Here is a 22,996-nt window from a genome sequence, read left to right on the forward strand (position 1 = left end):
TACGTACCGCCATGTTTTTACTGGCCGGGGCCGTCGGCGTATACGCGAATAGCGTTCGGGCGCAAGCGCCCGCCGATTGGCAAAATGGCGCTTACGCCTATTCCGCACAAAACACCTCACTACGTACTGTATTGCAGGATTTCGCCAGCAGCCATGGCGTTAACTTGCGTCTCGGCGATATTCCCGACAGTGAAGTTAATGGTCGTCTGCGCTCAGACAGTGCGGTCACGTTTCTTGACCGTTTAGCGCTGGAATATCGTTTCCAGTGGTTTGTCTATAACGACACGTTGTATATCAGCCCGCAATCGGCACAGGTTTCGAAACGTATCCGGGTTTCGGCTGATGCCGCGCCGGATTTGAAACAGGCGCTGGAAGGCGTTGGATTACTCGAACCCAAATTTGGCTGGGGCGAATTGCCGGATGATGGCGTGGTGCTGGTGACCGGGCCGCCGGAGTATGTCTCGCTGGTCAACGATTTTAGTGAACAGGATAAGGATAAAAAAGAGAATAAAGAGATGATGGTGTTCCCACTACGTTATGCGTCGGTGGCCGATCGCCAAATCAAATATCGGGATAAAACGCTGTTAGTACCGGGCGTCGCGACGATTCTGAATGAGCTGCTCGGCAAAAAAAATAACCGTACCGCCGAAGGGATCCAGGTCAATAAAGATGGCAATCATGGGGCGGCAAGCCGGGCGTTTGAAGATCAATCCGATACGATTTTATCGCAACTGGTGCAAAGCCAAGATACGCGTATTCGCAATGATGACTTTTCCGACGATCCGGGGCTGAACCCGCTGGTGTCGGCGGATGTGCGTAATAATGCCTTGCTGGTACGTGACGATCCCAAGCGGCGCGAGCAGTATCGTGCCTTGATCTCACAAATCGATATACCGCAAAAACTGGTCGAGATTGATGCGATGATCGTCGATGTTGATCGCAGCGCGCTCTCAACGCTCTCCGCCAATTTGCTTGGTACTTTTGGCAACGTTACCGCTGGCTCATCCATGTTACAGGGCAGTAGTACGCTGTTCGTTACCGATTACAGCCGTTTCTTCGCGCAGGTGCAGGCGCTGGAAGGGAAGGGGAACGCTTCGATTGTCGCTAACCCTTCGGTGCTGACGCTGGAGAACCAACCGGCAGTGATCGATTTCAGCGATACTGCGTTTATTACAGCGACCGGCGAACGTGTGGTGGATATTGAGCCGGTTACCGCCGGAACCAGCCTGCAGGTGGTGCCGCGTGCGATTGGTAACGGCAGCAAAGGGACGGTGCAACTGATGGTGGATGTTGAGGACGGCAAGGTTGATAAAGGTGACGACGGTGAAGCGACCGGCGCGCAGCGCGCCACGGTCAGCACCCAGGCATTGGTTCAGCAAAGTGGCTCACTGGTGATGGGCGGCTTCCATTCACGCGAAACCGGTGATGTGAAGCGCGGTATCCCACTTCTGAGCAGCATTCCGTTTATCGGTTCGTTCTTTTCCTATACCCGGCATGAAACCTCGCAGCGTGAGCGGCTGTTTATTATTACGCCGCATTTAGTGGGCGATCAGGTTGATCCGACTCGCTATATCGGTGATGAGTATCGTAACCAGCTCAATGATGCAATGGATGAAGTGCAGCGCCGCCAAAAATACTCCTCAATGAAAGGGGATGTGGAAAACGCGATGCGTGACCTGGCGGAAGATAAGATCCCGACCGGGTTCCGTGCTGGCGGGGAAGGCGTAAGCCTATCGCTGTTGTGCGATAGCCTGAACGGGATTCAATACGATACGTCGCGCAGCCAGTGGTATAGCAACCGCGCGGTACAGATAACCGTAGGTGTGATGAAGAATGTGTCCACCAAGCCGCTGCGTTTTGATGAGTCTAGCTGCCGGGATGATGATGTGCTGGCGGTGTCAGTATGGCCACAGGCGATGCTGCAACCGGGGCAATCGGCGGAAATCTATGTTGCTTACCAGACGCGGGGTGAGGCGCGACGTTCTCGTACTTCACTGCTGTCGCCCAGCGCCAGTCGCTAAGGAGGGATGTCATGAAATTGCGTTTATTAATGCTGGCGTTATTAAGCGGCGTACTTAGCGCCTGTGCGTCGCACGATAATGGTTGTGATAATGCTCAGTGTCGTCCTCTCTCTGATAGCCATCATCTGACTATTTGGTGGCCGTCGGATATGCGCAACGGTACGCAGGATTACTCGCAGATGCCGGTTCGTTAAGCCTTAGCGGGGCGCGTGATGCGCCCCGTTATCTTTTCTTCTTCCTCTCTGATTCTGGTCACATTTTTTTCTCTTCTGCGCTTTTTTTCGGGAACCAGACGCCGGGTTTGGTCACTTAATTTCTGTCATATGCACAGTATTCGAAAGCCTTGCGGTACGCAGGGTTAATTAACAAACATCCTGATAACACGAGGTCTTACCTATGAGTAATTCAATTGGCGGCGTATTGGGTATGGTTACCCACCTTCCACAAACGGCATTGAGTCTGACTCCGCAAGGCGCAGCGGCGAATCTGTTGAAGAATATTGGCGATCAGATGATTCATGATATCGCCTCTAAATTAACCAATTCGCTATTTTCCGGTGGCATGAACCAGCAAGGCGGCGGTAACGGTGGCGCCAGCATGGGTGCGCTGGGTAATGGCGGCAATAATATGCTGGAGAACCTGATGAAACAGGTTCTTCAGCAAATGGGGATTACCCCGCAAAACAGCCCGTTTAATTCCGGCTCTGGTCAGAACAATATGAATGCGTTCAATCAGGGGCTGGGTAACGGTTTAAGTGGAACCGGCGGACCGACGATGAATACACCGCTGTCACCGCAAAACGCCAATGATTTTACTCAGTTGGGTAACTCTATTGGCGGCCAAATGGGCAGCAAGGCTGGGCTTGAGGCGTTGAACGATGTGGGTACCGGTGCGAACAAAGGTATTGAGGCGCTGTTATCGGGTGGGCACGGCGGTAAAGTGGATGGCGGTTCCAAGGAGACGCGTGCGGAAATCGGTAAGTTTATGGATCAACATCCGGAAGTTTTTGGTAAGCCGCAGATGCCGCAAGGCGCTCACATGAAGGGTGATGAATCCAGCAGTTGGGAAGATGCGCTTAAAAATGGTAAGCCGTTAAGCGACGATTCATTGAAACAGTTCCAGACTGCGAAAAACGATCTGAAAACGTCTATGATTGGCGGTAGCATTCCGACGCCTCCTGGCGCGGCGCCCGGTGGTTCGGCGCTGCTTAATGCCGATGCGCAATTGGCGAATAGTAATATTAAGCAGGATGCGATAAAGGCGATGTCTTGAGGATAAGCCAGCGCGTTATGAGGAGCCGGGATTGTTTCCCGGCTTTTTTCTATCGCCTTGTGCGTTTGGTTGACGCCGCCAGGTCAACGGCATTTCTCTCGCCCTGAGCGCCTGGTTGGCGCCGCCAGGTCAACAGCGTTTCTCTCGCCTGAAGGGCGAGCGAGTTAAGGGCCATAAGCGTGGCCCTTAACAATCCGCGCTACCGGCAGGCGCGCCGCCCGCTGCGCGGGTGCCTTCACCTTCACCGTTTTCCGACGGACCGGGCGCGACGCGTTCCCGACGCGGCGCTTGCTCTCGGCGACGTCGTGTCGCCTCGTCCTGGAAACCGGCGCGGGCTCAGCGGCGCTAATGCCTCGGGAAGGTCAACACCCCATACATTTGCATCAGAGTGAAAGTGAGCACCCTGTGTCCGCCATCCGCAGCGCCGAAGGTTGAGTGAAGGCCAGGATGGGGCGGCAGGGAAGCCGCCACAAGGCCGGGCGGGACAGGACGTCACGTCCCGGGCGGTCCGGCAGGCCGGAGTGAAACCTGAGGGGACCGTGCAACGCGCGGCGTGAGGACCAGCGGCACGCGGGATTGTTAAGGGGAAAGGTGAGTTTCCCCTTAACCCGTCCGACGCGGAGCGGTGGCCGGAATGCCGTTGACCTTAACGGAAATTAATTTCCAAAGCCTGTTGAAACCAACAGCGTTTCTCTCGCCTGAAGGGCGAGCGAGTTAAGGGCCATAAGCGTGGCCCTTAACAATCCGCGCTACCGGCAGGCGCGCCGCCCGCTGCGCGGGAGCCTTCGCCTTCACCGTTTTCCGACGGACCGGGCGCGACGCGTTCCCGACGCGGCGCTTGCTCTCGGCGACGTCGTGTCGCCTCGTCCTGGAAACCGGTTCCGTCTCAGCGGTGCTAATGCCTCGGGAAGGTCAACATCAACACCCACACCGTTGCACCTGATTAAGGTAAGCACCCTGTGTCCGCCATCCGCAGCGCCGAAGGTTGAGTGAAGGCCAGGATGGGGCGGCAGGGAAGCCGCCACAAGGCCGGGCGGGACAGGACGTCACGTCCCGGGCGGTCCGGCAGGCCGGAGTGAAACCTGAGGGGACCGCGCAACGCGCGGCGTGAGGACCAGCGGCACGCGGGATTGTTAAGGGGAAAGGTGTATTTCCCCTTAACCCGTCCGGCGCGGCGCGGTGGCCGGAATGCCGTTGACCTTAACGGAAATTAATTTCCAAAGCCTGTTGAAACCAACAGCGTTTCTCTCGCCTGAAGGGCGAGCGAGTTAAGGGCCATAAGCGTGGCCCTTAACAATCCGCGCTGCCGGCAGGCGCGCCGCCCGCTATGCGGGTCCCTTCGCCTTCACCGTTTTCCGACGGACCGGGCGCGACGCGTTCCCGACGCGGCGCTTGCTCTCGGCGACGTCGTGTCGCCTCGTCCTGGAAACCGGCTCCGTCTCAGCGGCGCTAATGCCTCGGGAAGGTCAACATCCAAACATTTGCACCAGCGTTACGGTGAGCACCTTGTGTCCGCCATCCGCAGCGCCGAAGGTTGAGTGAAGGCCAGGATGGGGCGGCAGGGAAGCCGCCACAAGGCCGGGCGGGACAGGACGTCACGTCCCGGGCGGTCCGGCAGGCCGGAGTGAAACCTGAGGGAACCGCGCAACGCGCGGCGTGAGGACCAGCGGCACGCGGGATTGTTAAGGGGAAAGGTGAGTTTCCCCTTAACCCGTCCGACGCGGAGCGGTGGCCGGAATGCCGTTGACCTTAACGGAAATTAATTTCCAAAGCCTGTTGAAACCAACAGCGTTTCACGCACCCGCTACCTGCCGCTTACTCCTCAAACTCAATCAACTCACCGCGCAACCGATCTTCCAGACTCCGCAACAACCGATAAATTTGTGCCACCGCTTTCAGGGTCTCGCGCGGGATATAAGCGCCTTCGTCTGTCGTGCGGTAGAGCGTCCGCGTCAGCCAAATGTAGCGTACCACCGGAATATTGGCCTTGTGCGCCAAAGCAATCAACTCTTGCGCATCGGCATCTTCGGCCTTAAACAACAATACCGGTAACGGCGTTTCATCCGGCTGATAAAATAACCCCACCGCAAAGTGCGTCGGATTTACCAGCAACACATCCGCTTTCTCGACTTGCTGCGGCGTCACTTTTTTCGGCGGTGAGTTAACGAGTTCACGTGCCAGATGGCGACGATGCCCCTTGGTATGAGGATCGCCCTCGTTTTGTTTATATTCATTTTTAATATCTTCATGACTCATTCGGTTCTGCTTCAAATAGAAGTATTTTTGCAGCGCGAAATCTGCCACCGAAAACACCAACAACACCCCGATAATGGTATGCGCCAGCGTTTTTAAAATTGCTGCCGCGCCGTGCCAGAAATCAACCAGCGTACCATCGGACATGGAGGCCAGTAGCGGTAGCCGCGGCTCGATCAACATCCAGAATACCAACCCCAGTACTATCGCTTTTAACAGGCTATTAAGGATCTGTACAAACTGGCGCGCAGAGAACATCTCTTTAAATTTGCCCAAGGGATTGAGCGCTTCAAATTTGGGCGCTAACGCTTCGGTGGCGAACAGCGGGCCAAACTGAATCCAGCCGCCCAGAATACGCAATAAAATAATGATACCGACGGTCAGCAAAAAGAATACCGAGAGGGTTAATAAGGCAGCGCCGCCAATCTCGCCCAACGCCTCGGTAAACGGCCGATCCAGACGACCGAGCGGTAGCGACATTAGCGCTTCCAGCTTGCCCATACTGTCATCCATCAACGCGAAGACCGTTTCCAGCACGCCGAGCATCACTAACAGTTTGGGAATATCCTGGCTTTGGCTAATCTGGCCCTTTTTACGCGCCTCCTGAAGTTTCTGCGGCGTGGCCTTCTCGGTTTTTTCTCCCATTAATATTTCCCTTGCGGCGGCAGGATATGAGAAATATGCGGAATCAAATCACGCAATGAGAGCAACTGGTGGTTGGCAAGGTATTCCAGCGTGGGTAAATAAATAATAAAGAACAGTACGCCGACCAGACACTTCACCGGTACGGTCAGCACCGTAGCCTGCAATTGCGGGCTGTAAATACTGAGGATGCCAACACAGAAGTCCAGCAACATCAGCAGCAATACCAGCGGCCCGGCGTACATCACCATATCGACAAACATATCGGCGACGCGGTGTAAAAAATCGTCAAAACCTTGTTTATTGAGCGCCGGCAGCCAGGCATCAACCGGCCATAAACCATAACTGTCCCAAATAACTTGGGTAATCAGCGATAGACCGAAGCTCAGGATCAGTAAAATGATTATCCACTGCCGCAGCATATCGCCAAGCGGAGTGGCGTCCGGGCCCAGCGTTGGGTTAAGTTGGCCGCCGGTCAATGCACCGCGTTGGTTATCAAACAAGGCGCCTACTGAGGCAAACAACCAAAAAGGCAACGCTAACAACAAACCAAGAAATAAACCCAGAATAATCTCTTTTAGCGCCAGCCCGACCATGCCCCAAGCGTTCAATGACATGGCCGCGATTTGCGGCTCAATAGTGGGAGTAACAAACAGCGCCAACGCCACCACAATAGAAGTGCGCACCATCCCTTTCAGGGAAGAGAAGGAAAAAACCGGCGTAATTAGTACACAGGGAAAAATGCGCGCGATGCCAAGCCCCAACGCCAGCATGGCGTTAAACAGCGAGTCGATCATCGACGCCAGCACTATAGCGATCCTGTTGATGACATCATGGCAAAAGCCGATTGCGCCAGGTCGATAAGCTGCACGCCAATCCAACGGCCACTCAGCGCCAGCGTCGCGCCAACCGCCACCAGTTTAATCGCGAAGGGCAGTGTTTGGTCTTGCAACTGCATCACCGCCTGTAACAGCGAAACAATGACGCCGACGATAACCGCCACCACCAATGGCGGCGCGGATAGCATCACGACCATCAGCATCGCCTGTTTAAACATATAAATGATGTCCACGCGCGCCTCACAGGTAGCTGTAAAACAGGCCGTCAAGAAGACGGGTCCAACCGCTGACCATCACGAACAGCAAAATTTTCAGCGGTAGCGAAATGGTCATTGGAGACACCATCTGCATCCCCAACGCCAGCAGGACGTTAGAGACAATGAGATCAACCACCACAAACGGGATAAAAATGAGGAAGGCGATTTTGAAGCCGTTCTGTAATTCCGACAATACAAAGGCCGGGATGAGAAGCAGTAAGTTATCGCGATTTTGTACCGCCTGCTCTGACATGCTTTTCGGCCACATGCGCTGGCTATTTTCCAGCAGATGCGTTTCGACATCAGGATCGGTGTTGTGGTGCATAAAAGCCGTTAGCGGCTGAATACCATACATTAGGCTGCTTTCCAGCTTTTCCGCGCTGCTGGTTTCAATGGGACGCTCTTTAAAACGCGCCTGCACGCCATTGAAAACCGGCGCCATTACAAACAGCGTTGCCGCCAGCGCGATACCGTAAAGCGCCATGTTGGGCGGAACTTGTTGCACGCCCAGCGCGTTGCGCGTCAGCATCAGTACCATCGAAATTTTCAAAAAACTGGTGGTGATCATTAACGCCAGCGGCAACAGCGAAAGCGCGCCGAGAAAAATCGCCAGCGCTAGCGGATTAAATGAACTGATACTTTCGGTCATAGTGTGCTATCCGCCTTCAGCGGTTGGTTACTGATAATATTGGTGATTTGTAGCCCCAAACTGCCGTTAACATTCACCAGTTCGCCTTTTGCCAATAGAAAATTACCGTGGCACAGCATCGCCTCACCCGGGGTAACGTGTTCGACAATCACCGTAGAACCGGCATCCAACTGCTGTAATTCACCCAGCGTCAGCCGTAGATTTCCGCAGCGAATAGTCAGCTCTAACGGCAGCGCATCCAGACCGGAACGTGCGCTATCGCCATCGGGATGCCATGTCGTATCTTCCCTAACGTCCGAAGCGTATGCGGCGACGTCCTGGGGACCTTCAGACGGGATGGGATCGTGAGGGTGAGACATGGTTAAGTCCTCTTTTAGGGTAATTTGGAGTGTGTCTGGTTCGCCAGGTTGAGAGGCGAGTCGGAGTTGGCCCTGAAATTGAGCGTGGGCGAAGGGGATGACGCCCTGACCGTCGGGCGTAAAAAAGCGCTGTGTAGGCAATAAGACGTCTGCCGGACGTAATGCGGCGAGACGCTGTGCTGACAGTGTAAGGCACCCCATCACCAGCGGCGTGTCTAGCGGTAACGCGAGATTTACCGGCTGATAACGGCGCTGCCAGCCTGTCCGGGTCGCCAGCCGCTGTAGCGCCTCAAGCGGAATCACTAACTGGCTGTAGGCATGCTCCTCGCCAAGCTGCACAGATAACCGCAGCGTGAAAGGAGAGGCGGTTTGCTGTTGCGCGAGGGTCGGGGCCAGTTTACCCAGCAGGCTGATGATTTGTGGGCTGAGCTGTTGATTAAAGTAAGACCAGTACCAGCCCTCATTCTCTTCAGTGACGCCGGTTAATGCCGGGCAGTCGGCCAATAGTGTCAGCAGGGGCGCCGGGTCGCTTAGTGCCAGCAGCCCGGCATCGCTGTGGTAATAGTGTAATGTTGGTTGCGCGACGGTATCGTCAGCGGGCAGTAGCTGCAACTCACCCTGGCGTTCACCCAGCGTAAAAGGATAGCGCCAGCCGCTGCCTATCCAGCGCCGCGCCTCGGCTTCATCGCGGGTTTGCTGCGGTAAATCGAGTTTCATGATAGCGCTTCCCAGCGTTTAAAACGCAGGCGAACGCGCTGACTCATGCGACGAGAAAGGTTTTCGCCGCATGCAGTTTCGCTACCACGTACCACATTAAACAACGCGGGAGAAAATCCCAATGCGACATCCAGGCCGCCGCCCGCCAATGTATTCACTTGGGCTTTGACTTCGCCCAGCTGCGGCAGAATCATACTAAAGCTAGCCGGAAAGGCTTCCTGCGTTTCCAGGCTCTGACTGAGTTGCGGTTCCACGATTTGCCAAAGTGCCGCTGCCTGCGGGTTTTCAACCGTCTGGGCTTCCTGTGGCGCGCTGAGTAATGCATCGGGATCGATAAGCGATAATGGCGTAATTGGGGTTAACGGTGCGGCACTGCCTTCGCCGTTAAGTAATTGGCTAAATTCGCTCTCATCACGCGATAGCCGCTGCTTATCGGTGTTACGCGCCGGGCTTTTGGCCGGTGCGGATGTTGGTGTGAAAACAGCGGTGCGGTTGGCGTTTTGCGGCAGCGGACGTGCGGGCTGACGCGGCGTGTTATCATGCGGCGTCGCCTGGTGCTGCTGGTGGCGGAGGCTTTCATCGCGCTGCCAGAGTTTGTTTGGTTGCAGATTGTGGTTCATCTGTCGGTTCATCATTGCGGTGCGGCCTCGTTGTTTTGCAACAGATACTCGATTTTTTCCACATCACGCTGGCAGCGCTGCACCACCTGCAACGCTTCATCTACCCGCTGTTGCTGCGCTTGCGTCGCATTTTCCAGCACCACGATTTGCTGCCGCTGGCGTAATACATCATCGCGCTGCTGTTGTTCTGTTTGGAGCGCATCGCGTAGTTCATTTAATGGCTCGATTTTTCCTTGATGTTGCGGCACAAACGCCGCCACGGTCTCCTGATAACGTTGGCTTTGTCCTTGTAGCAGTTGCTCGCCATCGTGGTGTTGCTGATGGCAGACCTGCAACTGTTGTTGTTGCTGACGCTGCAAGCGTTCGCTACGGCTGAGCCGTTGTTTACGGATTGGCAGCAGCACTTTCAGCACGTTATGTAATTCCAGTGCTTGCGCATCGGCTTCCGGTGGGGTTTCGACATCAACGTGACGGCGCATGGCGGGCAACCTCCTGCAGTTGTTGACGGGTAAGGGTGAAATCGCTCGGCGCATGGTTGGCCTGGCGTAAAAAAGCGTTAATCGCGTCCTGGGCTTGCACGGCGGCATCGACGGTCGCATCGTTGCCTGGCTGATATTCGCCAAGGCGGATCAGCATTTCGACTTGTTGATAAGCGGACATCAATTGGCGAATGCTGGACGCTTCGCCCACATGCGCTTTTTCGACCACGCTACCCATGGTACGGCTAAGGCTGGCCAGCACATCGATTGCCGGATAGTGCCCACGCTCGGCCAGACGGCGCGCCAGTACAATGTGGCCATCAATCAATGAACGCACTTCGTCGGCGACCGGATCATTCATCGAGTCCTGTTCAATTAACACGGAATACAGCGCGGTGATGGCGCCGCGCGAGGTTTTCCCGGCACGTTCAAGTAGGCCAGGCAGTAAGGTATATACCGAAGGCGGCAGGCCGCCGCGCCCAGGCGGTTCACCCAGCGCCAGGCCGATTTCACGCTGCGCACGTGCGAAGCGGGTTAACGAATCAATAATCAACAACACGTTTTTACCCCGATCGCGAAAGGCTTCCGCGATGGAGGTGGCGGTGAAAGCGGCGCGCGCGCGTTCCATACTGCTGCGGTCTGAGGTAGAGCACACCAAAACCGTACGCGCGCGTAGCTCGGCATCCAACTCATGGTCGAGAAACTCGCGCAGCTCACGGCCACGCTCGCCAATCAGGCCGAAGACAATCGCATCGCACGGCGTGTTACGCGCCATCTCGGCCAGTAAGGTGGTTTTACCGCAGCCGGCCCCGGCGAAAACCCCAACGCGTTGGCCGACGCCGATGGTCAACATCCCGTCGATGGCGCGGATGCCGGTAGGGAGCGGCGTATCAATACGCGGGCGATCGGTGGGCGGCGGCGCATCGGCAAGCACGCCGGTGGTGTGTTCATTTTCACTGGCAAGGGCGAAAGCCGAGAGGCTCTCTTCATCAAGCGCGCGACCAAAACCATCCAGTACGCTACCGAGTAATTGGTCGGAAACCGCGATGCTGTGCGGTTGAAACAGCGGCGTAACGCGGGCGCCCTGCGCGATGCCATCCAGCGGGCCAAGCGCCGAGAGGAGCGTGTGATGCGGATTAAAACCGACCACTTCCGCCATGATCTCCCCATCCTGCGCCCGGCTGACGCGGCACAGATCGCCAATACGTGCCTGGGGGAGGCTGCTTTCTAATAAGATGCCGTTAATACCGGTGATCTTACCTTGTGCCGACACCGCCGATACTTGCGTTAGTGCCTGCAACCGTTGGCTAAACCAGGCATCGAGTGTGGCTGACGTCATACTCATTACCATTTCACCGTGATGTTTTCGCGCCCGCCAAACTCAATTTGATCGGCGGTAATGGATGTGAGCCGCAATCCATCGCGTTCATCGCCGATAAACAGACGTTGACCGCCTTCGGTGACGATATTGGCGTGCGAGCCGGAGGTAATTTGGATGATGCGGAACGGTAAACTGACGCTTTTCACTTTGGTTTCGTCATTAAGTGTCACGCCAAGCTGGTAGTCATCGCGGATCATTTTCACCATACGTTGCACGATCGGCAGTTGGTCTTGGGGTAAGTCACCATTGATGGTGATACCGTGCGCGGAAGAGGTCAGTTGGACGCGTGACAGGAGTTCACGTTCACGCAGCTTTTGTTCCAGTACGCTACGCAACGCGGCGGTATCGGGCAGTTGTGGCTTAATCAACTGCGATTCATCGTCATTTTGCTGTGCCACGCCTGGCTGCAATACCCAACTGGTGATGGTGAAGGTCAACAACAGTAGCAGTGACACGGTGGTGATTTGCGCCCAACGCGGCAGGATACGAGCAAACAGCGATTTTCGGCTTTTGGCGGGCGTAGAGGCGTTAACCCTCGTCTCTGGCGCGGTAGGGGTGACCGGCGCGCTGGCTATCTCGACGGGTGTTTCGCGCCAAGGCGTGGCGGCATCATCAAGACTGAGCCAGACGCCGCTCAGGGTAAAAATTTCGCCGGGCTGCAGTAGAAAGGGAAGGGCGACACGTTCACCTTCACGGTTACAGATGCTGCCTTCGACCGGGCTGATTTGCCATCCTGCATCTGTCAACGTGAGTTGGCAATGGCGCGGCTTAATGCCGTTATCGCACAGTTGTAATTCGCTCTCGGTGGCGTTGCCAATCGACCACTGTTTACCGCTCAACGGTAGGGCGGCTCCTTCATGTAATCCGTTCAGGACTCGTAGCTCAAACATGATGGGCACCTTTATGCATTGAAGGACTCCAGCGCATGATTAATATCAATGCGCCCCATAACATTGACCGGAATGTTGAACTGCAACTCGGCGAAAGAGAGTACCGGCACATGATGGAATTCGTCCTGGATCATTAACCGTAGCGGGCTGCGGAGATCTTGAGCCGCCAGCAACACGCCGGAGAGCGTATTGAACGGCGGGAAAATTTCACGTAGTCGTTCCAGTAGTTTCGAATGCTGGTCTTGGTTGAGCGCAAAAAAGGTTTCGTTCTGCGTCTGACGCAAGCTATCACGCAGCATCTCTTCGGTTTCCGGCGCTAATAACCAGACCACCATGCCGTTATTCTGGGTGTACTGGTGGCAGATAAGCTCTTTAATATCGATACGTACCTGATCAACCAACAGGCTAACATCGCGTTCATGCTGCCCGTGTTCAATCAGCGATTCGGTAATGGTGCGTACCGAGCGCAGTGAAATGCGTTCAGAGACCAACCGTTGCAATACCGCGCTAAGACGCGTGAGCGGGAAGATACGCTGAAATTCTTGCGCCAATTCCGGCTGTTCCATCTCCAGCCAAGACATAATGGCGCGGGTTTCTTGCAGCCCGACAAAGCGTGGCCCGCTGGCGAAGAGCGCCTCTTCCATGCGCGCCAGTAATAACTGGTGTGCGTCCCATGAAACCACATCTTCACGCTGTAGTAGCGGATGGTCTTGATTGAGCCACAACCACTGCTGTTCATTGCGCCCCTCGCTCCCAACCTCCGCTTGCGCAGCATCGTCTAACTCATCCTGCCATTTCTTATCGATCACCCGACGTTGCGGCGTGAAGGTACCGATCACTTTCGGTACTTCATAAATACAGAAGCGGAATTCGTCATCGGCTTGCTGCGGGTTATATTCAATATTGAAGACCGGCAACGTGAAGCCGAACTGATTGACAATCCGGTTACGTAAACGGCGAATGTCTTCGATTAACGCAGTAACCGCCGGATCGCCAGCGCGGGAGGAAGGGAAGCTTAACAAGTAGAGACGGCTGGGATTAAAGGTACGCAGATCCTCGTCGCCGTTAACTTCCGGCGCCAACTCTTCGACCGCGCTCTGCTGTAGTTGCGCCTGCTTACGCGCACGCCACAGTTGGAATAAGCCACTAATCAGCGTGATTAATCCCAGCAGAATAAAGATGAATGTCGGCATGCCGGGCAGTAGGCCAAAGCAGAACATCCCAAAACCGGCGATGATCCAGGCTTTCGGTTGGCTGGTTAATTGCTGGGCAATTTCACGACCAATATTGTTATCAAGAATCTCTTCATCAGAGGAGACGCGAGTAATGATCATCCCGGCGGTGAGGGAGATGAGCAGCGCCGGAATTTGGTCGATCAGACCATCGCCGATAGTTAAAATGGAATAGACATGCATGGCGTCGCTGGCCTGCATCCCTAATTGCAGTACGCCGATACAGAAGCCGCCGATCATGTTAATAAACAGAATGACCAGGCACGAAATTGCATCACCTTTAACAAACTTCATCGCCCCATCCATGGCACCGAATAACTGACTCTCTTTTGCCAAATCCTGACGCTTACTCTTGGCTTGTTGTACGTTAATTAAGCCGGCGCGTAAGTCACTATCAATCGACATTTGCTTACCGGGCATGGCATCCAGCGTGAAGCGGGCGGCCACTTCCGCCACGCGTTCCGAACCTTTAGTGATGACCAGAAAATTCACCACCGTTAGAATGAGGAACACCACCAACCCCACGGCCAGGTTGCCGCCTACCACAAAGTTACCGAAGGCGGAGACGATTTCTCCGGCATTTTGTTGCAGTAAAATCTGGCGCGTAGTTGAGATAGAGAGGCCCATGCGGAACATGGTGGTCAGCAGTAATACCGAGGGAAACGTCGAGAAGGCCAGCGGCTTCGGTAAATACATCGCCAACATAATTAACAGGCATGAGGCGCTAATATTAACCGCGATCAGCGTATCAATCAGCGGCAATGGCAAGGGAATAATCAACATGAAAACCACCGCCAACGCAATGGCGGCGCCGACGATTTCCGACCGCTGCATGGCGCTGATAGCGATTCTGTTTAGGATTAAAAACAGCATATTCATTTCAGGTTACTGATCCTTGCCGGGTTAGGATTGACTATGAGCAAAGCGTTTTTCCCAGTTGGCGTATTCGCCATTCAGGGTGCGTAGCATAGTGATGGCTTTGCTACGGTTGCTCTCATCGTTGCCCCACAGCTTGTTGGGTAATGACAACACCAGCGTTAGGAACTGGTTATAAAATAGCGATTGGTGCAGCGGTTGTTGCCCCACAACCTCCGCGCCAAGGCGTGTCACTTCATGAGCCTGAAAACCTTTATGGCACATGCTTAATAGCGTGCGGGTGAAGACGTCGTTACCGACGGTGACTTGGGGATATTTGGTTTTCAGGCTAGCAAGAAAATCATCGACCTTTGATAAGGTGTTGGTAATCGCGCGGGTATCGTCCAGCCCGGAGAGGATCTTGCGCAGCGCGGTTCGCGATGCAGAGGAGGCGAGGGCGGCAATATCATCTGACAATGCCCGCTGCAAGGTGCGCAACGCGGGTTCAAATCCTTCGCCGCCAAACTTCTCCAGCAATGTATCGAAGATGGTTTCCGCCGATTGTTGCTCGATCACCACCGAATAATAGAGCTGACGCATGGTCATTTTATGTTCGGGATGGGTGGTAAAGGCGGCGATGGCGGGCGCGGTATTCAAACCGGCGCTGATTTGCGCGCCGAATTTTTCGGCCAGCGCGCTCAGCGCGGCGGTGGCGGCGGCAATTTTGTCGCTTTGCCCCAGGCGTTGCGCTTTGCTCAATGCGACGCGTAGCAGCGTATCTGCCAACGTTGGGTCGCCATCTGCCGCGTCGACCAGTTGGTCAGAACTTGGCGCTTTCTCACCGACTAGCAGTTCATCAATGGCGTCTTCACGTTTCTGTTGGGCGGGCGCGTTGCGGCTCTCCAGCAGTTGATAGAGTTCGGTAAGGCGTTCAATTTTGGTTAGCGCAATTCGGCTACGCGATGAACCACGGCTTAGTGCGCGCTGTTCATCACGCTTACTTTGCATTTCATTTTTTTCGGCAAATAACGTACCGAGTTCTTCTAACGCGTCAGTAACGCGAGCTTGCGGAGAACGAATGCGCGGAGCGTTAGTCTGGCTTTTTTCATCCGGGCTCAACTCGTCCAGCAGGTCTTCCTGCTGTTTAAGCTCTTGCGGGAGCTTATGTAAGTGATGCTGCGGAATTTTCATGTTCATCACGATACGCCTCGCTTTTGATGCATACCGATGTGTGGCGGCTTTTTTGTTTGCGGTTCCCGCCTGACGCAAAATATTTTGCGCTCTGTCTTATCCGTCACAGGGTGTGTAATAAGTTGCACAAAGCGATTTTAATCCTGTGTCGATTTGTTCTCGGAATTGTCTGTATTACTCCGCTGTCCGGTGTTAAATCAAACGGTTATTTCATCAATGTGGTGTGGCACAGCTCTTGCTAAAGAGAAAATGCCTAACATTAATGAGGAAGTAATTATGTCTGCACTGGTTGATTTCGAGATTGAAACTTCAGCGGTACTTTTTCATCCGGTTCGCTGGGAAAGTGTGATGCGTGAAAATGAAAAAAGGCTGTATAACTTTATTCGTAAACGTGTGGCGAATTTTGCCGATGTCGAAGATTTAGTACAGTCGACCTGGCTTGAGGTTTTACGCAATCAGCATAAATTTTGCGGATCTTCAAAACCTGAAACCTGGATGTTTGGCATCGCGATTAATTTAGTGAAGAATTACTATAAGTCATTAAAAGTTAGCTATCTGCATGATGAGTTAAATGACGAGGTCTTAACGCAACTGACGCATGGCGATCGGCCTGATGGCCTGACCGAAGGAAAAGACGCGTTAGGTAAAGTGTTGCATCGTATCGCGCAGCTACCGGCCGATTATCAGCAGATTTTACAACTGATTGTTGAAAGCGACACCAGTTATCAGGCGGTGGCCGATGAGTTAATGATCCCGATCGGGACTGTGCGGTCGCGTCTTTCTCGTCTACGTCAGACGTTAAAAAATGACATTGATTGGGAACCGGCGGAATAATGCAGCGAGACAGTGAGATGATAAGTCAGAGTGAGAGCATTTCATTATGGCAGATAAAACCGCGATGTCAGTCGCGCAGCAGCCTTCCAAAGCCCTGTTTGCAGCGGCTTTTGAACAGTTTGATGAGGGCGTATTTATTCTCAATGCACGTAATGAAATAGTGCATTGCAATGACAAAGCCAGCCAGATTACACATTATCAAGCGGAGGCGTTATGCGGGAAAAGTATTCTGACGCTTGTCGATGCGCAGGATGATAACCCGCTGGAGCAACGGCTGTGGCTGCCGAAAATGCCGCACTATGGCGATAAGATTTTTGCTCAATTGCGCTTACCCGATAATGAAGTGCTACCGGTCGAATTGTTTCCCGGACCATTTCATTATCAGGGCCAGGCCTATTTAACGCTGGTAATGAGCGATGCGCGCAAGCGCCGTGATATTCATAGTTTTTATCACAATCGGGAAAGTGATTTACGCGATATGCTAGATAACGTGCCGGATAGCATCCTGCGGGTTGATAGTGAGTTACGGGTATTATATGTCAATGCAACCGGGCAAAAATGTTTGCCTGCCACGCAAGCATTACAGGGTGTGTTACTGACCGAATTGATTGCGGATACTTCGTTAATTGAACAAATTAGCTGGTCGCTTCAATCGGTATTGCATACCGGTTCGCAACTGGAAGGATTATTTCGCGGTAAAAGTCAGGGGCGGGATTCGATTTATCAAATTCGTTTCATTCCGGAATTTGGGCTTAATCATTCGTTAAAATCGGTGCTGATTATTGCACGAGAAATCACGCGTCAGTTTTTTGCCGATCAACAATTGAAAGAGACACATGAACAGCTACGCATGATGACGCAGCAGTTACAGCGGCGGGAGGAAGATGAGCGTAAGCATATCGCGCGCGAAATTCATGATGAGTTGGGGCAACATTTGACCTCGTTACGGGTCGGCTTGTCATTAACCGCAGAGCAGCATCCGGCGTTGGCGTCACAACTGGAAAAATTGACCGCCATTGTTGACGGCACAATTAAGGTGGTGCGCAATTTATCGACACAGTTACGCCCGGCGGTACTCAATATGGGGCTTAAACCGGCGCTAACGTGGTTGCGTGATGAGTTCAATAAGTATCAGGGCTGCCATTGCCTGTTAGAGATGCCGATGCAGGAGATTGACTTACCTGACGACCAAGTCACCACCGCTTTTCGGGTCGTGCAGGAGTCATTAACCAATGTTCATCGGCACGCGAATGCTCAACGAGCAAAGGTGAGCGTGCAACAGCACGATCGCGAGTTGGTGATTAAAATTCACGATGACGGCGTAGGGTTTCACGTTGAACACGTTCCGTCATTTTCCTTTGGGTTGTTGGGAATGCGTGAACGCTGCATTATGCAGGGCTGGAGCTTTAGCCTTGGCAGTGAGTTGGGGAAGGGCACGCGCGTGATGCTGAAAATACCGCTGCGTACCGGCTAAGCCGCCAGGCTATTTATGGTATTTAATGGCGAATTTAATGATGTCGGCATTGCTGGCGAATTGCATTTTCTCCATCATCCGCGCTTTGTGAGTGCTAACGGTTTTATTACTGATATTGAGATTTTCGGCAATGGTATTGACGTTATTGCCTTCGCTCAGTAACCGCATGATCTGCTTTTCGCGCAGCGATAGCAGTTCATAGCGCTGCAAATGTCCGCTATCCTGGCTGGCAAAAATAATCGCTTCTGCCAGCGTAGGATCGATATAACGCTGTTGTTCCGCAACCCGGTGGATAGCGGTTAAGAGGGTTTTAGGATCCTGATCTTTGGTAACAAACCCTTGCGCGCCGCTTGCCAGCACCGCTTGCGCAATCTGTGGCTCATTATGCATGCTGAGTACTAATACCGGTAAAAAAGGCCACTGGCGCGCAATTTGTTTTACCAGCTCCGGCCCACTGACGCCGGGCATCGATAGATCAAGCAGTAAGACATCCACCGGTTGCCAGGCGAGTAGCGCCAGCACCTCTTCGCCATTTCCCGCTTCAGCCACTACACGAATGTTGCTATCCAGGGCTAAAAGTTGTTTTAAGCCTTCGCGCATTAATACGTGATCGTCGGCGAGCAATAATTTAATTGTCATCCTGTCTACTTTCATTGGAAGTTAATCAACATCATGAAGCGCAAGACCGCCGTGTTGAACGGCGGTAAACCAACCTGACACATCTACCTCTCATCGCTATGTCGCAAAAAAGCGGAAGGGGTTCCCGCTTAACGCACTTTTTTTACCACTGTGCATTAAGCGTCGCGGACGTTATTCCACCGGCCAGGCGGCGCGCAACATAAAGCGTTGTTGCTCGGCATCGTAGTTGACCAGCGCGTTTTTGCTATTTGAGCGGGCCAGAACCCAATCAATGTCGGCGTTGCTAAGCGAGGGCGGATGTTGCCAAAATGGAGTGATAGCCTGTTGCTGTAGCCACTCAGCGAGGTAAAGAGCCGGGTGTTCGTGGCGGGTGGCGAACAAGGCTTCATCCAGAGTACGCATTAAGGCCTGTTGTTCAGGATGCGGGCTCTCATTGAGTAGCATAAGGAAGGGGAACAGTAACCGGCCGCACACTTCGCCGTGGTGAAAGTCCTTAATCGCGCCCAGTTCCCCCGCGATGCCGTGTATCACGCCGAGACCGGCCATGCTCAAGCTTTGGCCGCCAAACCAGGAGGCCATCATCATTGCTTCGCGCGCCTCGTCCCCTTGCTTATCGCTGCGGTTTAACGCCGGCCAGGCGGTGATAAAGTGACGCATACCATTCAGGGCGGTTTGGCGGCTAAAGCTATTGCCCTTGGCGGAGAGCCATGCTTCAAATAAGTGGGTAAAGGCATCAATAGCACAGCAGGCTAAAACATGGTCTGGCGCGCCTTTCAGCAAATCGGGATCGAGGATAGCGACTTCAGGGACGAAGTTCTCGTGACGCAGTGAAGCTTTGACCTTTATCGTCTGTTTATCGGTTACTACCGCGTTTTGTGTCACTTCACTGCCGGTGCCAGCGGTAGTGGGAATGGCGATCAGCGGTAAGGTCGCGCCACTGACCGGGCTATCGCCCACCTTTTCCAGATAGCGTAAGGTATTTAAGGGGTGCAGGCTCATTGCGGCAAAGGCTTTGGCGGCATCAAGGACGCTACCGCCGCCGATGGCTACCACACGCGCCGCCTTACCGCGCCAGCGGGCGGTCCAGGCATCAATTTCAGCCGGAGAGGCTTCATGGCTAACTATTTCATAGCCCAACAGATGGGGATCCAGGCGCTCTTTTATTGCTGCATAGTGTGAGCCGTCAATAAAAGAGCGCCCACAAAACAGTAGCGTTGGCAGCGATGCGGCCTCTAGCAACCGGCAAAGCGTTGCCAGGCTACCGCGACCAAAAAATGCTTGGCGGTTAGTAATCATCTGGCTGGTAATCACTTTTTCTCCTGACGATATTTAGGCTGATGACGGATAACCGAGTGTAACAGGCAGCAAGGTGTCTGCGTCAGCACCCGGTTGGCAATTCAACAGCAAGAGTTTGATCTTCATCGCAAAGAGGAAATTCAGTGACACAGGATATGGATATGACTCGCGGGAGGCGGGAAACGGGCCATCACCGGATGACCCGAAAAGAAAAATAATTAATGAGGTTGTTCGAAACCCGCTTTGACCATTTGTTCGCGCAAGGCACGCGCAATCTCACGGTTACCGCCAGTAACCGGATAAATGACGTTATTCACGACATCATCAAGGTAATGTTCACTAAATTCTTGCGAAGTGAGCTGTGCGCCGCCTTCATCATTGATGGAGATAGAACCTTTAATCAGGTCACCGGCATCCTTCGCTTTCAAACAATATCTGCCCATGCTGGTATTAATTGTGCTCATAAGATCTCCTTGTTACTTGCTGTTAAAAAACATAACAACTGAGGCCCCGGGCCAATACCCTGTTTAAGTTTAGTTGGTAATTTTTGCCTCGGTGAAGGCAACCAAGGAGGGCAGAGCATTTAGCGACGCAATGAAAAACCTCGCCTATACTTAACTCATTCTGATAAGGCGTTTTTTATCACTCACTGGGCGAGGAAAATGGAATGAAAATATTTCTCTGGATTATCGCAATCATCTTTATTGTCGGCCTACTCACTTTAACCGGCGTGTTTAAATTGATCTTCTAACCCGCATGGGTGGTTACGCCAGATAGATTAACGATCCGGCGTAACTAGCCGGTTTGCTGTTGTTTTATCAGGCATTTCGCAATGGGATCAACCTCAGTGGCGGGCAATAAATCCTGAACAGTAAGTGGTTTGTGACAGACCGCACAAATGGCTCCATGATGATGCCGGGGAGCGTCGTGCTGGAAGGTATAAATAAATTTCCTGCTACCACAAGCATTGCATCTTACCTTTAACACCATACCTTACTCGTCCCTGTTCTCGTTCGGCATAAGTCAATATCTTAACAAAAATTATGAGATAACTCATAAGAAAACTTGATCGTTTGCACGGTAAAATATCGGTGTAAACTCGGTTAACAGATGGTTATAAATAGAGTGGGTCGACAATAAGTTGATACAGTAACGTCGTTTAAAATTCGTTGTTTATGCGTTATTTATCCGGTTAACGGTAGAGTTTGCGTTAACGAGTCAGGTAGTAAAACTGTAAGTACTTGCAGTAATAAGCAAAATCGATTAATTCACCGAGGCGGACCGTGAACCCCGTGAAAATATGTAATGCTGTGGTTGTTTCATTAGCGATCGGCGGCGCGGCAGCCATGCCAGCGTCAGCGAGTAGTGTTGGCGGTATGCTACAAGAAGGGTGGCAAACCTTTTCGACCAATGTCCATGATACCTGGACCTCATCAGACAGTGTTGACCTTTATATCCCGGCGATTACCTGGCATAACCGCTGGACCTACGATGATGAGCATATCAGACGCTATAACGAGCGTCCGTGGGGAGCCGGTGGGGGGATTTCTCGTTATGATGCGAATGGCAACTGGAATGGCCTGTATCTGATGGCGTTTAAAGATTCGTTCAATAAATGGGAACCTATTGGCGGCTATGGTTGGGAGAAAACCTGGCGTCCCTTTAGTGACGATAATATTCATTTTGGCGCGGGCTACACCGCCGGGGTAACGGCGCGTGATAACTGGCATTACATTCCCATACCGGTGTTGTTGCCGTTAGCCTCCATCGGTTATGGCCCGGCGACCTTTCAGATGACTTACATTCCAGGAACCTACAATAATGGAAATGTTTATTTTGCATGGCTGCGTTGGCAGTTTTAATCACTGTGTCGCACGTGAAAATGTTTCCTGAGGAAAAAATGTCGATATTTATCACTTTTTCTTAACCACAGGCTGGACAAACGGCTCCGCACTTGCTGTACTAGCACTCGACACAGTTTAGTGTCCATTTTTCATGTAAAGGTAATATAGATGTCCAAGATTAAAGGTAGCGTTAAGTGGTTTAATGAGTCCAAAGGATTCGGTTTCATTACTCCTGAAGATGGTAGCAAAGATGTGTTCGTACACTTCTCCGCTATTAACAGCAACGGTTTCAAAACCCTGGCTGAAGGTCAGCGTGTTGAGTTTGAAATTACCGACGGCGCTAAAGGCCCATCTGCTGCTAACGTTATCAGTCTGTAAGTTAACAGTCAGAATTCTAAAAACCCGCCATTAGGCGGGTTTTTTTTCGTCCCTGTCAGCGGGAAAGATAAAGCATGGCGAAGGCGATCGCCGCGAAAAGGCTGATACCGACGGCCAGCGTTTCTGTTAGCGTGCGGGGAGTCAGGTTTTTCATCATTGTTTGCTCGTTGTCAAAACGTGCAGCGAGTCTCGCAAAGCAACCTTAAGAGAACATTAATCATTGCGCATTTTGTGCCTTCTATTCAGATAAAGCATTTGTAACACTCTCCTGCCATCGCTGACTTAGCTTTTTTCTCGCCAAGACGATATAAATGAGCAACGAGGTTCGCTGATGAACCGATGACTTACCGGCTCAGACGCCAGGAGGAGCGATGAATATACGTCAGGCACAATTAAAAGACAGTTTTGCGCTCAGCGCGTTGTTGGCCGAATTAGGTTACGGCGGCACAGAAAGCTTTATGGAGCGGCGTCTGCTGCAATTAATGGCCGATCCTGATGAAATGTTGCTGGTGGCGGAGCACGGGCAGAACGTGCTGGGTTTCCTTTCCCTTCATTTTATCCCGCAGTTAGCGTTAGCCGGTGATTTTGCGCGCATCAGTTATTTTTGCATTGCGGAAGGGGAGCGTAGTAAGGGCGTTGGTCAGCAATTATTGCAATATGCGGAAGAAATGGCGCAGCAACGTGGCTGCGATCGCATGGAGGTGCATTGTCATGAAGGGCGCATTAAAGCCAACCATTTTTATGCCCGGGAAGGCTATACGGAATCGCCCAGCTACCTGATTAAAAAACTCAGCGCCGCCCATTAATTGATGCCTGCCCGCGTTCATGAGCGTGTCGCTGATACTGACATGTCATACGCGCAGGCTAAGGCGAT

The 22,996-nt window shown here is 52.9% G+C and carries 23 protein-coding genes; 9 read left to right on the forward strand and 14 right to left on the reverse strand.

The window, feature by feature from the left end; translation table 11 throughout:
• The first annotated feature begins 11 nt into the window (after window positions 1-11).
• The 3 genes from sctC (at window position 12) to PMPD1_RS06970 (ending at window position 3,293) form a co-directional block, all read left to right on the forward strand.
• The gene (sctC, locus tag PMPD1_RS06960) at window positions 12-2,021 is read left to right on the forward strand and encodes a type III secretion system outer membrane ring subunit SctC (protein ID WP_173636140.1); all 2,010 of its coding nucleotides are present in this window, start codon (window positions 12-14) and stop codon (window positions 2,019-2,021) included.
• 11 nt (window positions 2,022-2,032) lie between these two features.
• On the forward strand, window positions 2,033-2,215 hold the full coding sequence (hrpT, locus tag PMPD1_RS06965) for an HrpT family type III secretion system protein (RefSeq protein WP_173633353.1): 183 nt from the start codon (window positions 2,033-2,035) through the stop codon (window positions 2,213-2,215).
• A gap of 202 nt (window positions 2,216-2,417) precedes the next feature.
• A complete protein-coding gene (locus PMPD1_RS06970) occupies window positions 2,418-3,293 on the forward strand; it encodes a type III secretion protein (protein WP_173633354.1) in 876 nt (291 codons plus the stop codon).
• 1,815 nt (window positions 3,294-5,108) lie between these two features.
• On the opposite strand, the gene sctU is transcribed toward PMPD1_RS06970, so the two are convergent.
• Genes sctU through sctW form a run of 11 tightly spaced genes read right to left on the reverse strand, consistent with a single transcriptional unit; the run spans window position 5,109 to window position 15,663 of the window.
• Entirely contained in the window at window positions 5,109-6,191 is a 1,083-nt protein-coding gene (gene sctU / locus PMPD1_RS06975) for a type III secretion system export apparatus subunit SctU (RefSeq protein ID WP_173633355.1), read from the reverse strand.
• Window positions 6,191-6,997, reverse strand: coding sequence for a type III secretion system export apparatus subunit SctT (gene sctT / locus PMPD1_RS06980; RefSeq protein ID WP_173633356.1), 807 nt, complete (start codon window positions 6,995-6,997; stop codon window positions 6,191-6,193). Before sctT ends, sctU begins: the two co-directional genes overlap by 1 nt.
• Window positions 6,997-7,260 (reverse strand): type III secretion system export apparatus subunit SctS, encoded by a 264-nt coding sequence (sctS, locus tag PMPD1_RS06985; protein WP_173633357.1) that lies wholly within the window; start codon window positions 7,258-7,260, stop codon window positions 6,997-6,999. The genes sctT and sctS overlap by 1 nt, the downstream gene beginning before the upstream one ends.
• Window positions 7,261-7,267: 7 nt before the next feature.
• Window positions 7,268-7,933 (reverse strand): type III secretion system export apparatus subunit SctR, encoded by a 666-nt coding sequence (sctR, locus tag PMPD1_RS06990; protein ID WP_173633358.1) that lies wholly within the window; start codon window positions 7,931-7,933, stop codon window positions 7,268-7,270.
• The gene (locus PMPD1_RS06995) at window positions 7,930-9,009 is read right to left on the reverse strand and encodes a FliM/FliN family flagellar motor switch protein (RefSeq protein WP_173633359.1); all 1,080 of its coding nucleotides are present in this window, start codon (window positions 9,007-9,009) and stop codon (window positions 7,930-7,932) included. Before PMPD1_RS06995 ends, sctR begins: the two co-directional genes overlap by 4 nt.
• On the reverse strand, window positions 9,006-9,629 hold the full coding sequence (locus tag PMPD1_RS07000) for a type III secretion system HrpP C-terminal domain-containing protein (protein WP_173633360.1): 624 nt from the start codon (window positions 9,627-9,629) through the stop codon (window positions 9,006-9,008). Before PMPD1_RS07000 ends, PMPD1_RS06995 begins: the two co-directional genes overlap by 4 nt.
• 11 nt (window positions 9,630-9,640) lie before the next feature.
• On the reverse strand, window positions 9,641-10,108 hold the full coding sequence (locus PMPD1_RS07005) for a type III secretion protein (RefSeq protein ID WP_173633361.1): 468 nt from the start codon (window positions 10,106-10,108) through the stop codon (window positions 9,641-9,643).
• The gene (gene sctN, locus PMPD1_RS07010) at window positions 10,092-11,459 is read right to left on the reverse strand and encodes a type III secretion system ATPase SctN (protein ID WP_173633362.1); all 1,368 of its coding nucleotides are present in this window, start codon (window positions 11,457-11,459) and stop codon (window positions 10,092-10,094) included. The genes PMPD1_RS07005 and sctN overlap by 17 nt, the downstream gene beginning before the upstream one ends.
• On the reverse strand, window positions 11,453-12,379 hold the full coding sequence (locus PMPD1_RS07015) for an FHA domain-containing protein (protein WP_173633363.1): 927 nt from the start codon (window positions 12,377-12,379) through the stop codon (window positions 11,453-11,455). The genes sctN and PMPD1_RS07015 overlap by 7 nt, the downstream gene beginning before the upstream one ends.
• Before the next feature lie 11 nt (window positions 12,380-12,390).
• Window positions 12,391-14,490, reverse strand: a complete 2,100-nt coding sequence (gene sctV / locus PMPD1_RS07020) for a type III secretion system export apparatus subunit SctV (RefSeq protein ID WP_173633364.1) — start codon at window positions 14,488-14,490, stop codon at window positions 12,391-12,393.
• A gap of 24 nt (window positions 14,491-14,514) precedes the next feature.
• Complete coding sequence (gene sctW, locus PMPD1_RS07025) at window positions 14,515-15,663, reverse strand: type III secretion system gatekeeper subunit SctW (protein WP_173633365.1); 1,149 nt, start codon at window positions 15,661-15,663, stop codon at window positions 14,515-14,517.
• Between the two features lie 270 nt (window positions 15,664-15,933).
• On the opposite strand from sctW, the gene PMPD1_RS07030 reads away from it, so the two are divergent.
• Window positions 15,934-16,491, forward strand: a complete 558-nt coding sequence (locus PMPD1_RS07030; RefSeq protein WP_173633366.1) for an RNA polymerase sigma factor — start codon at window positions 15,934-15,936, stop codon at window positions 16,489-16,491.
• Window positions 16,492-16,537: 46 nt separating this feature from the next.
• Window positions 16,538-17,965 (forward strand): sensor histidine kinase, encoded by a 1,428-nt coding sequence (locus PMPD1_RS07035; RefSeq protein ID WP_173633367.1) that lies wholly within the window; start codon window positions 16,538-16,540, stop codon window positions 17,963-17,965.
• A 9-nt stretch (window positions 17,966-17,974) separates the two neighbouring features.
• Here PMPD1_RS07035 and PMPD1_RS07040 read toward each other — a convergent pair whose 3' ends face one another.
• From PMPD1_RS07040 to PMPD1_RS07050, 3 genes are all read right to left on the reverse strand, one after another.
• Window positions 17,975-18,604: a response regulator gene (locus PMPD1_RS07040; protein ID WP_173633368.1), complete on the reverse strand. Its 630-nt coding sequence runs from the start codon at window positions 18,602-18,604 to the stop codon at window positions 17,975-17,977.
• 171 nt (window positions 18,605-18,775) lie between these two features.
• Window positions 18,776-19,915 carry an iron-containing alcohol dehydrogenase gene (locus tag PMPD1_RS07045; RefSeq protein ID WP_354292812.1) on the reverse strand — a complete coding sequence of 380 codons (1,140 nt, stop codon included), beginning with the start codon at window positions 19,913-19,915 and terminating at the stop codon, window positions 18,776-18,778.
• A gap of 203 nt (window positions 19,916-20,118) precedes the next feature.
• On the reverse strand, window positions 20,119-20,364 hold the full coding sequence (locus PMPD1_RS07050) for a hypothetical protein (protein ID WP_173633369.1): 246 nt from the start codon (window positions 20,362-20,364) through the stop codon (window positions 20,119-20,121).
• Between the two features lie 203 nt (window positions 20,365-20,567).
• Here PMPD1_RS07050 and PMPD1_RS22910 point away from each other — a divergent pair, with 203 nt between their 5' ends.
• From PMPD1_RS22910 to PMPD1_RS07065, 4 genes are all read left to right on the forward strand, one after another.
• Complete coding sequence (locus PMPD1_RS22910) at window positions 20,568-20,651, forward strand: small membrane protein YohP (RefSeq protein WP_442976089.1); 84 nt, start codon at window positions 20,568-20,570, stop codon at window positions 20,649-20,651.
• A gap of 595 nt (window positions 20,652-21,246) precedes the next feature.
• Entirely contained in the window at window positions 21,247-21,762 is a 516-nt protein-coding gene (pagP, locus tag PMPD1_RS07055) for a lipid IV(A) palmitoyltransferase PagP (RefSeq protein ID WP_173633370.1), read from the forward strand.
• A 150-nt stretch (window positions 21,763-21,912) separates the two neighbouring features.
• Complete coding sequence (gene cspE, locus PMPD1_RS07060; RefSeq protein WP_173633371.1) at window positions 21,913-22,122, forward strand: transcription antiterminator/RNA stability regulator CspE; 210 nt, start codon at window positions 21,913-21,915, stop codon at window positions 22,120-22,122.
• Between the two features lie 371 nt (window positions 22,123-22,493).
• The gene (locus tag PMPD1_RS07065) at window positions 22,494-22,928 is read left to right on the forward strand and encodes a GNAT family N-acetyltransferase (RefSeq protein ID WP_173633372.1); all 435 of its coding nucleotides are present in this window, start codon (window positions 22,494-22,496) and stop codon (window positions 22,926-22,928) included.
• The last annotated feature ends 68 nt before the right edge of the window (window positions 22,929-22,996 follow it).

Origin of the sequence: Paramixta manurensis (assembly GCF_013285385.1) — a bacterium.
GTDB lineage: Bacteria > Pseudomonadota > Gammaproteobacteria > Enterobacterales > Enterobacteriaceae > Paramixta > Paramixta manurensis.

Bases quoted from the DNA above. Each gene is read 5' to 3' on its own strand.
- pagP (WP_173633370.1), top strand. From the start codon at position 21,247: ATGCCAGCGTCAGCGAGTAGTGTTGGCGGTATGCTACAAGAAGGGTGG.
- PMPD1_RS07005 (WP_173633361.1), bottom strand. From the start codon at position 10,108: ATGCGCCGTCACGTTGATGTCGAAACCCCACCGGAAGCCGATGCGCAA.
- PMPD1_RS07035 (WP_173633367.1), top strand. From the start codon at position 16,538: ATGGCAGATAAAACCGCGATGTCAGTCGCGCAGCAGCCTTCCAAAGCC.
- sctU (WP_173633355.1), bottom strand. From the start codon at position 6,191: ATGGGAGAAAAAACCGAGAAGGCCACGCCGCAGAAACTTCAGGAGGCG.
- PMPD1_RS07000 (WP_173633360.1), bottom strand. From the start codon at position 9,629: ATGAACCACAATCTGCAACCAAACAAACTCTGGCAGCGCGATGAAAGC.
- PMPD1_RS07030 (WP_173633366.1), top strand. From the start codon at position 15,934: ATGTCTGCACTGGTTGATTTCGAGATTGAAACTTCAGCGGTACTTTTT.
- sctW (WP_173633365.1), bottom strand. From the start codon at position 15,663: ATGAACATGAAAATTCCGCAGCATCACTTACATAAGCTCCCGCAAGAG.
- sctC (WP_173636140.1), top strand. From the start codon at position 12: ATGTTTTTACTGGCCGGGGCCGTCGGCGTATACGCGAATAGCGTTCGG.
- sctV (WP_173633364.1), bottom strand. From the start codon at position 14,490: ATGAATATGCTGTTTTTAATCCTAAACAGAATCGCTATCAGCGCCATG.
- PMPD1_RS06995 (WP_173633359.1), bottom strand. From the start codon at position 9,009: ATGAAACTCGATTTACCGCAGCAAACCCGCGATGAAGCCGAGGCGCGG.
- PMPD1_RS07040 (WP_173633368.1), bottom strand. From the start codon at position 18,604: ATGACAATTAAATTATTGCTCGCCGACGATCACGTATTAATGCGCGAA.
- sctN (WP_173633362.1), bottom strand. From the start codon at position 11,459: ATGGTAATGAGTATGACGTCAGCCACACTCGATGCCTGGTTTAGCCAA.
- cspE (WP_173633371.1), top strand. From the start codon at position 21,913: ATGTCCAAGATTAAAGGTAGCGTTAAGTGGTTTAATGAGTCCAAAGGA.
- PMPD1_RS06970 (WP_173633354.1), top strand. From the start codon at position 2,418: ATGAGTAATTCAATTGGCGGCGTATTGGGTATGGTTACCCACCTTCCA.
- PMPD1_RS07050 (WP_173633369.1), bottom strand. From the start codon at position 20,364: ATGAGCACAATTAATACCAGCATGGGCAGATATTGTTTGAAAGCGAAG.
- sctR (WP_173633358.1), bottom strand. From the start codon at position 7,933: ATGACCGAAAGTATCAGTTCATTTAATCCGCTAGCGCTGGCGATTTTT.
- PMPD1_RS07065 (WP_173633372.1), top strand. From the start codon at position 22,494: ATGAATATACGTCAGGCACAATTAAAAGACAGTTTTGCGCTCAGCGCG.
- hrpT (WP_173633353.1), top strand. From the start codon at position 2,033: ATGAAATTGCGTTTATTAATGCTGGCGTTATTAAGCGGCGTACTTAGC.
- PMPD1_RS07015 (WP_173633363.1), bottom strand. From the start codon at position 12,379: ATGTTTGAGCTACGAGTCCTGAACGGATTACATGAAGGAGCCGCCCTA.
- PMPD1_RS22910 (WP_442976089.1), top strand. From the start codon at position 20,568: ATGAAAATATTTCTCTGGATTATCGCAATCATCTTTATTGTCGGCCTA.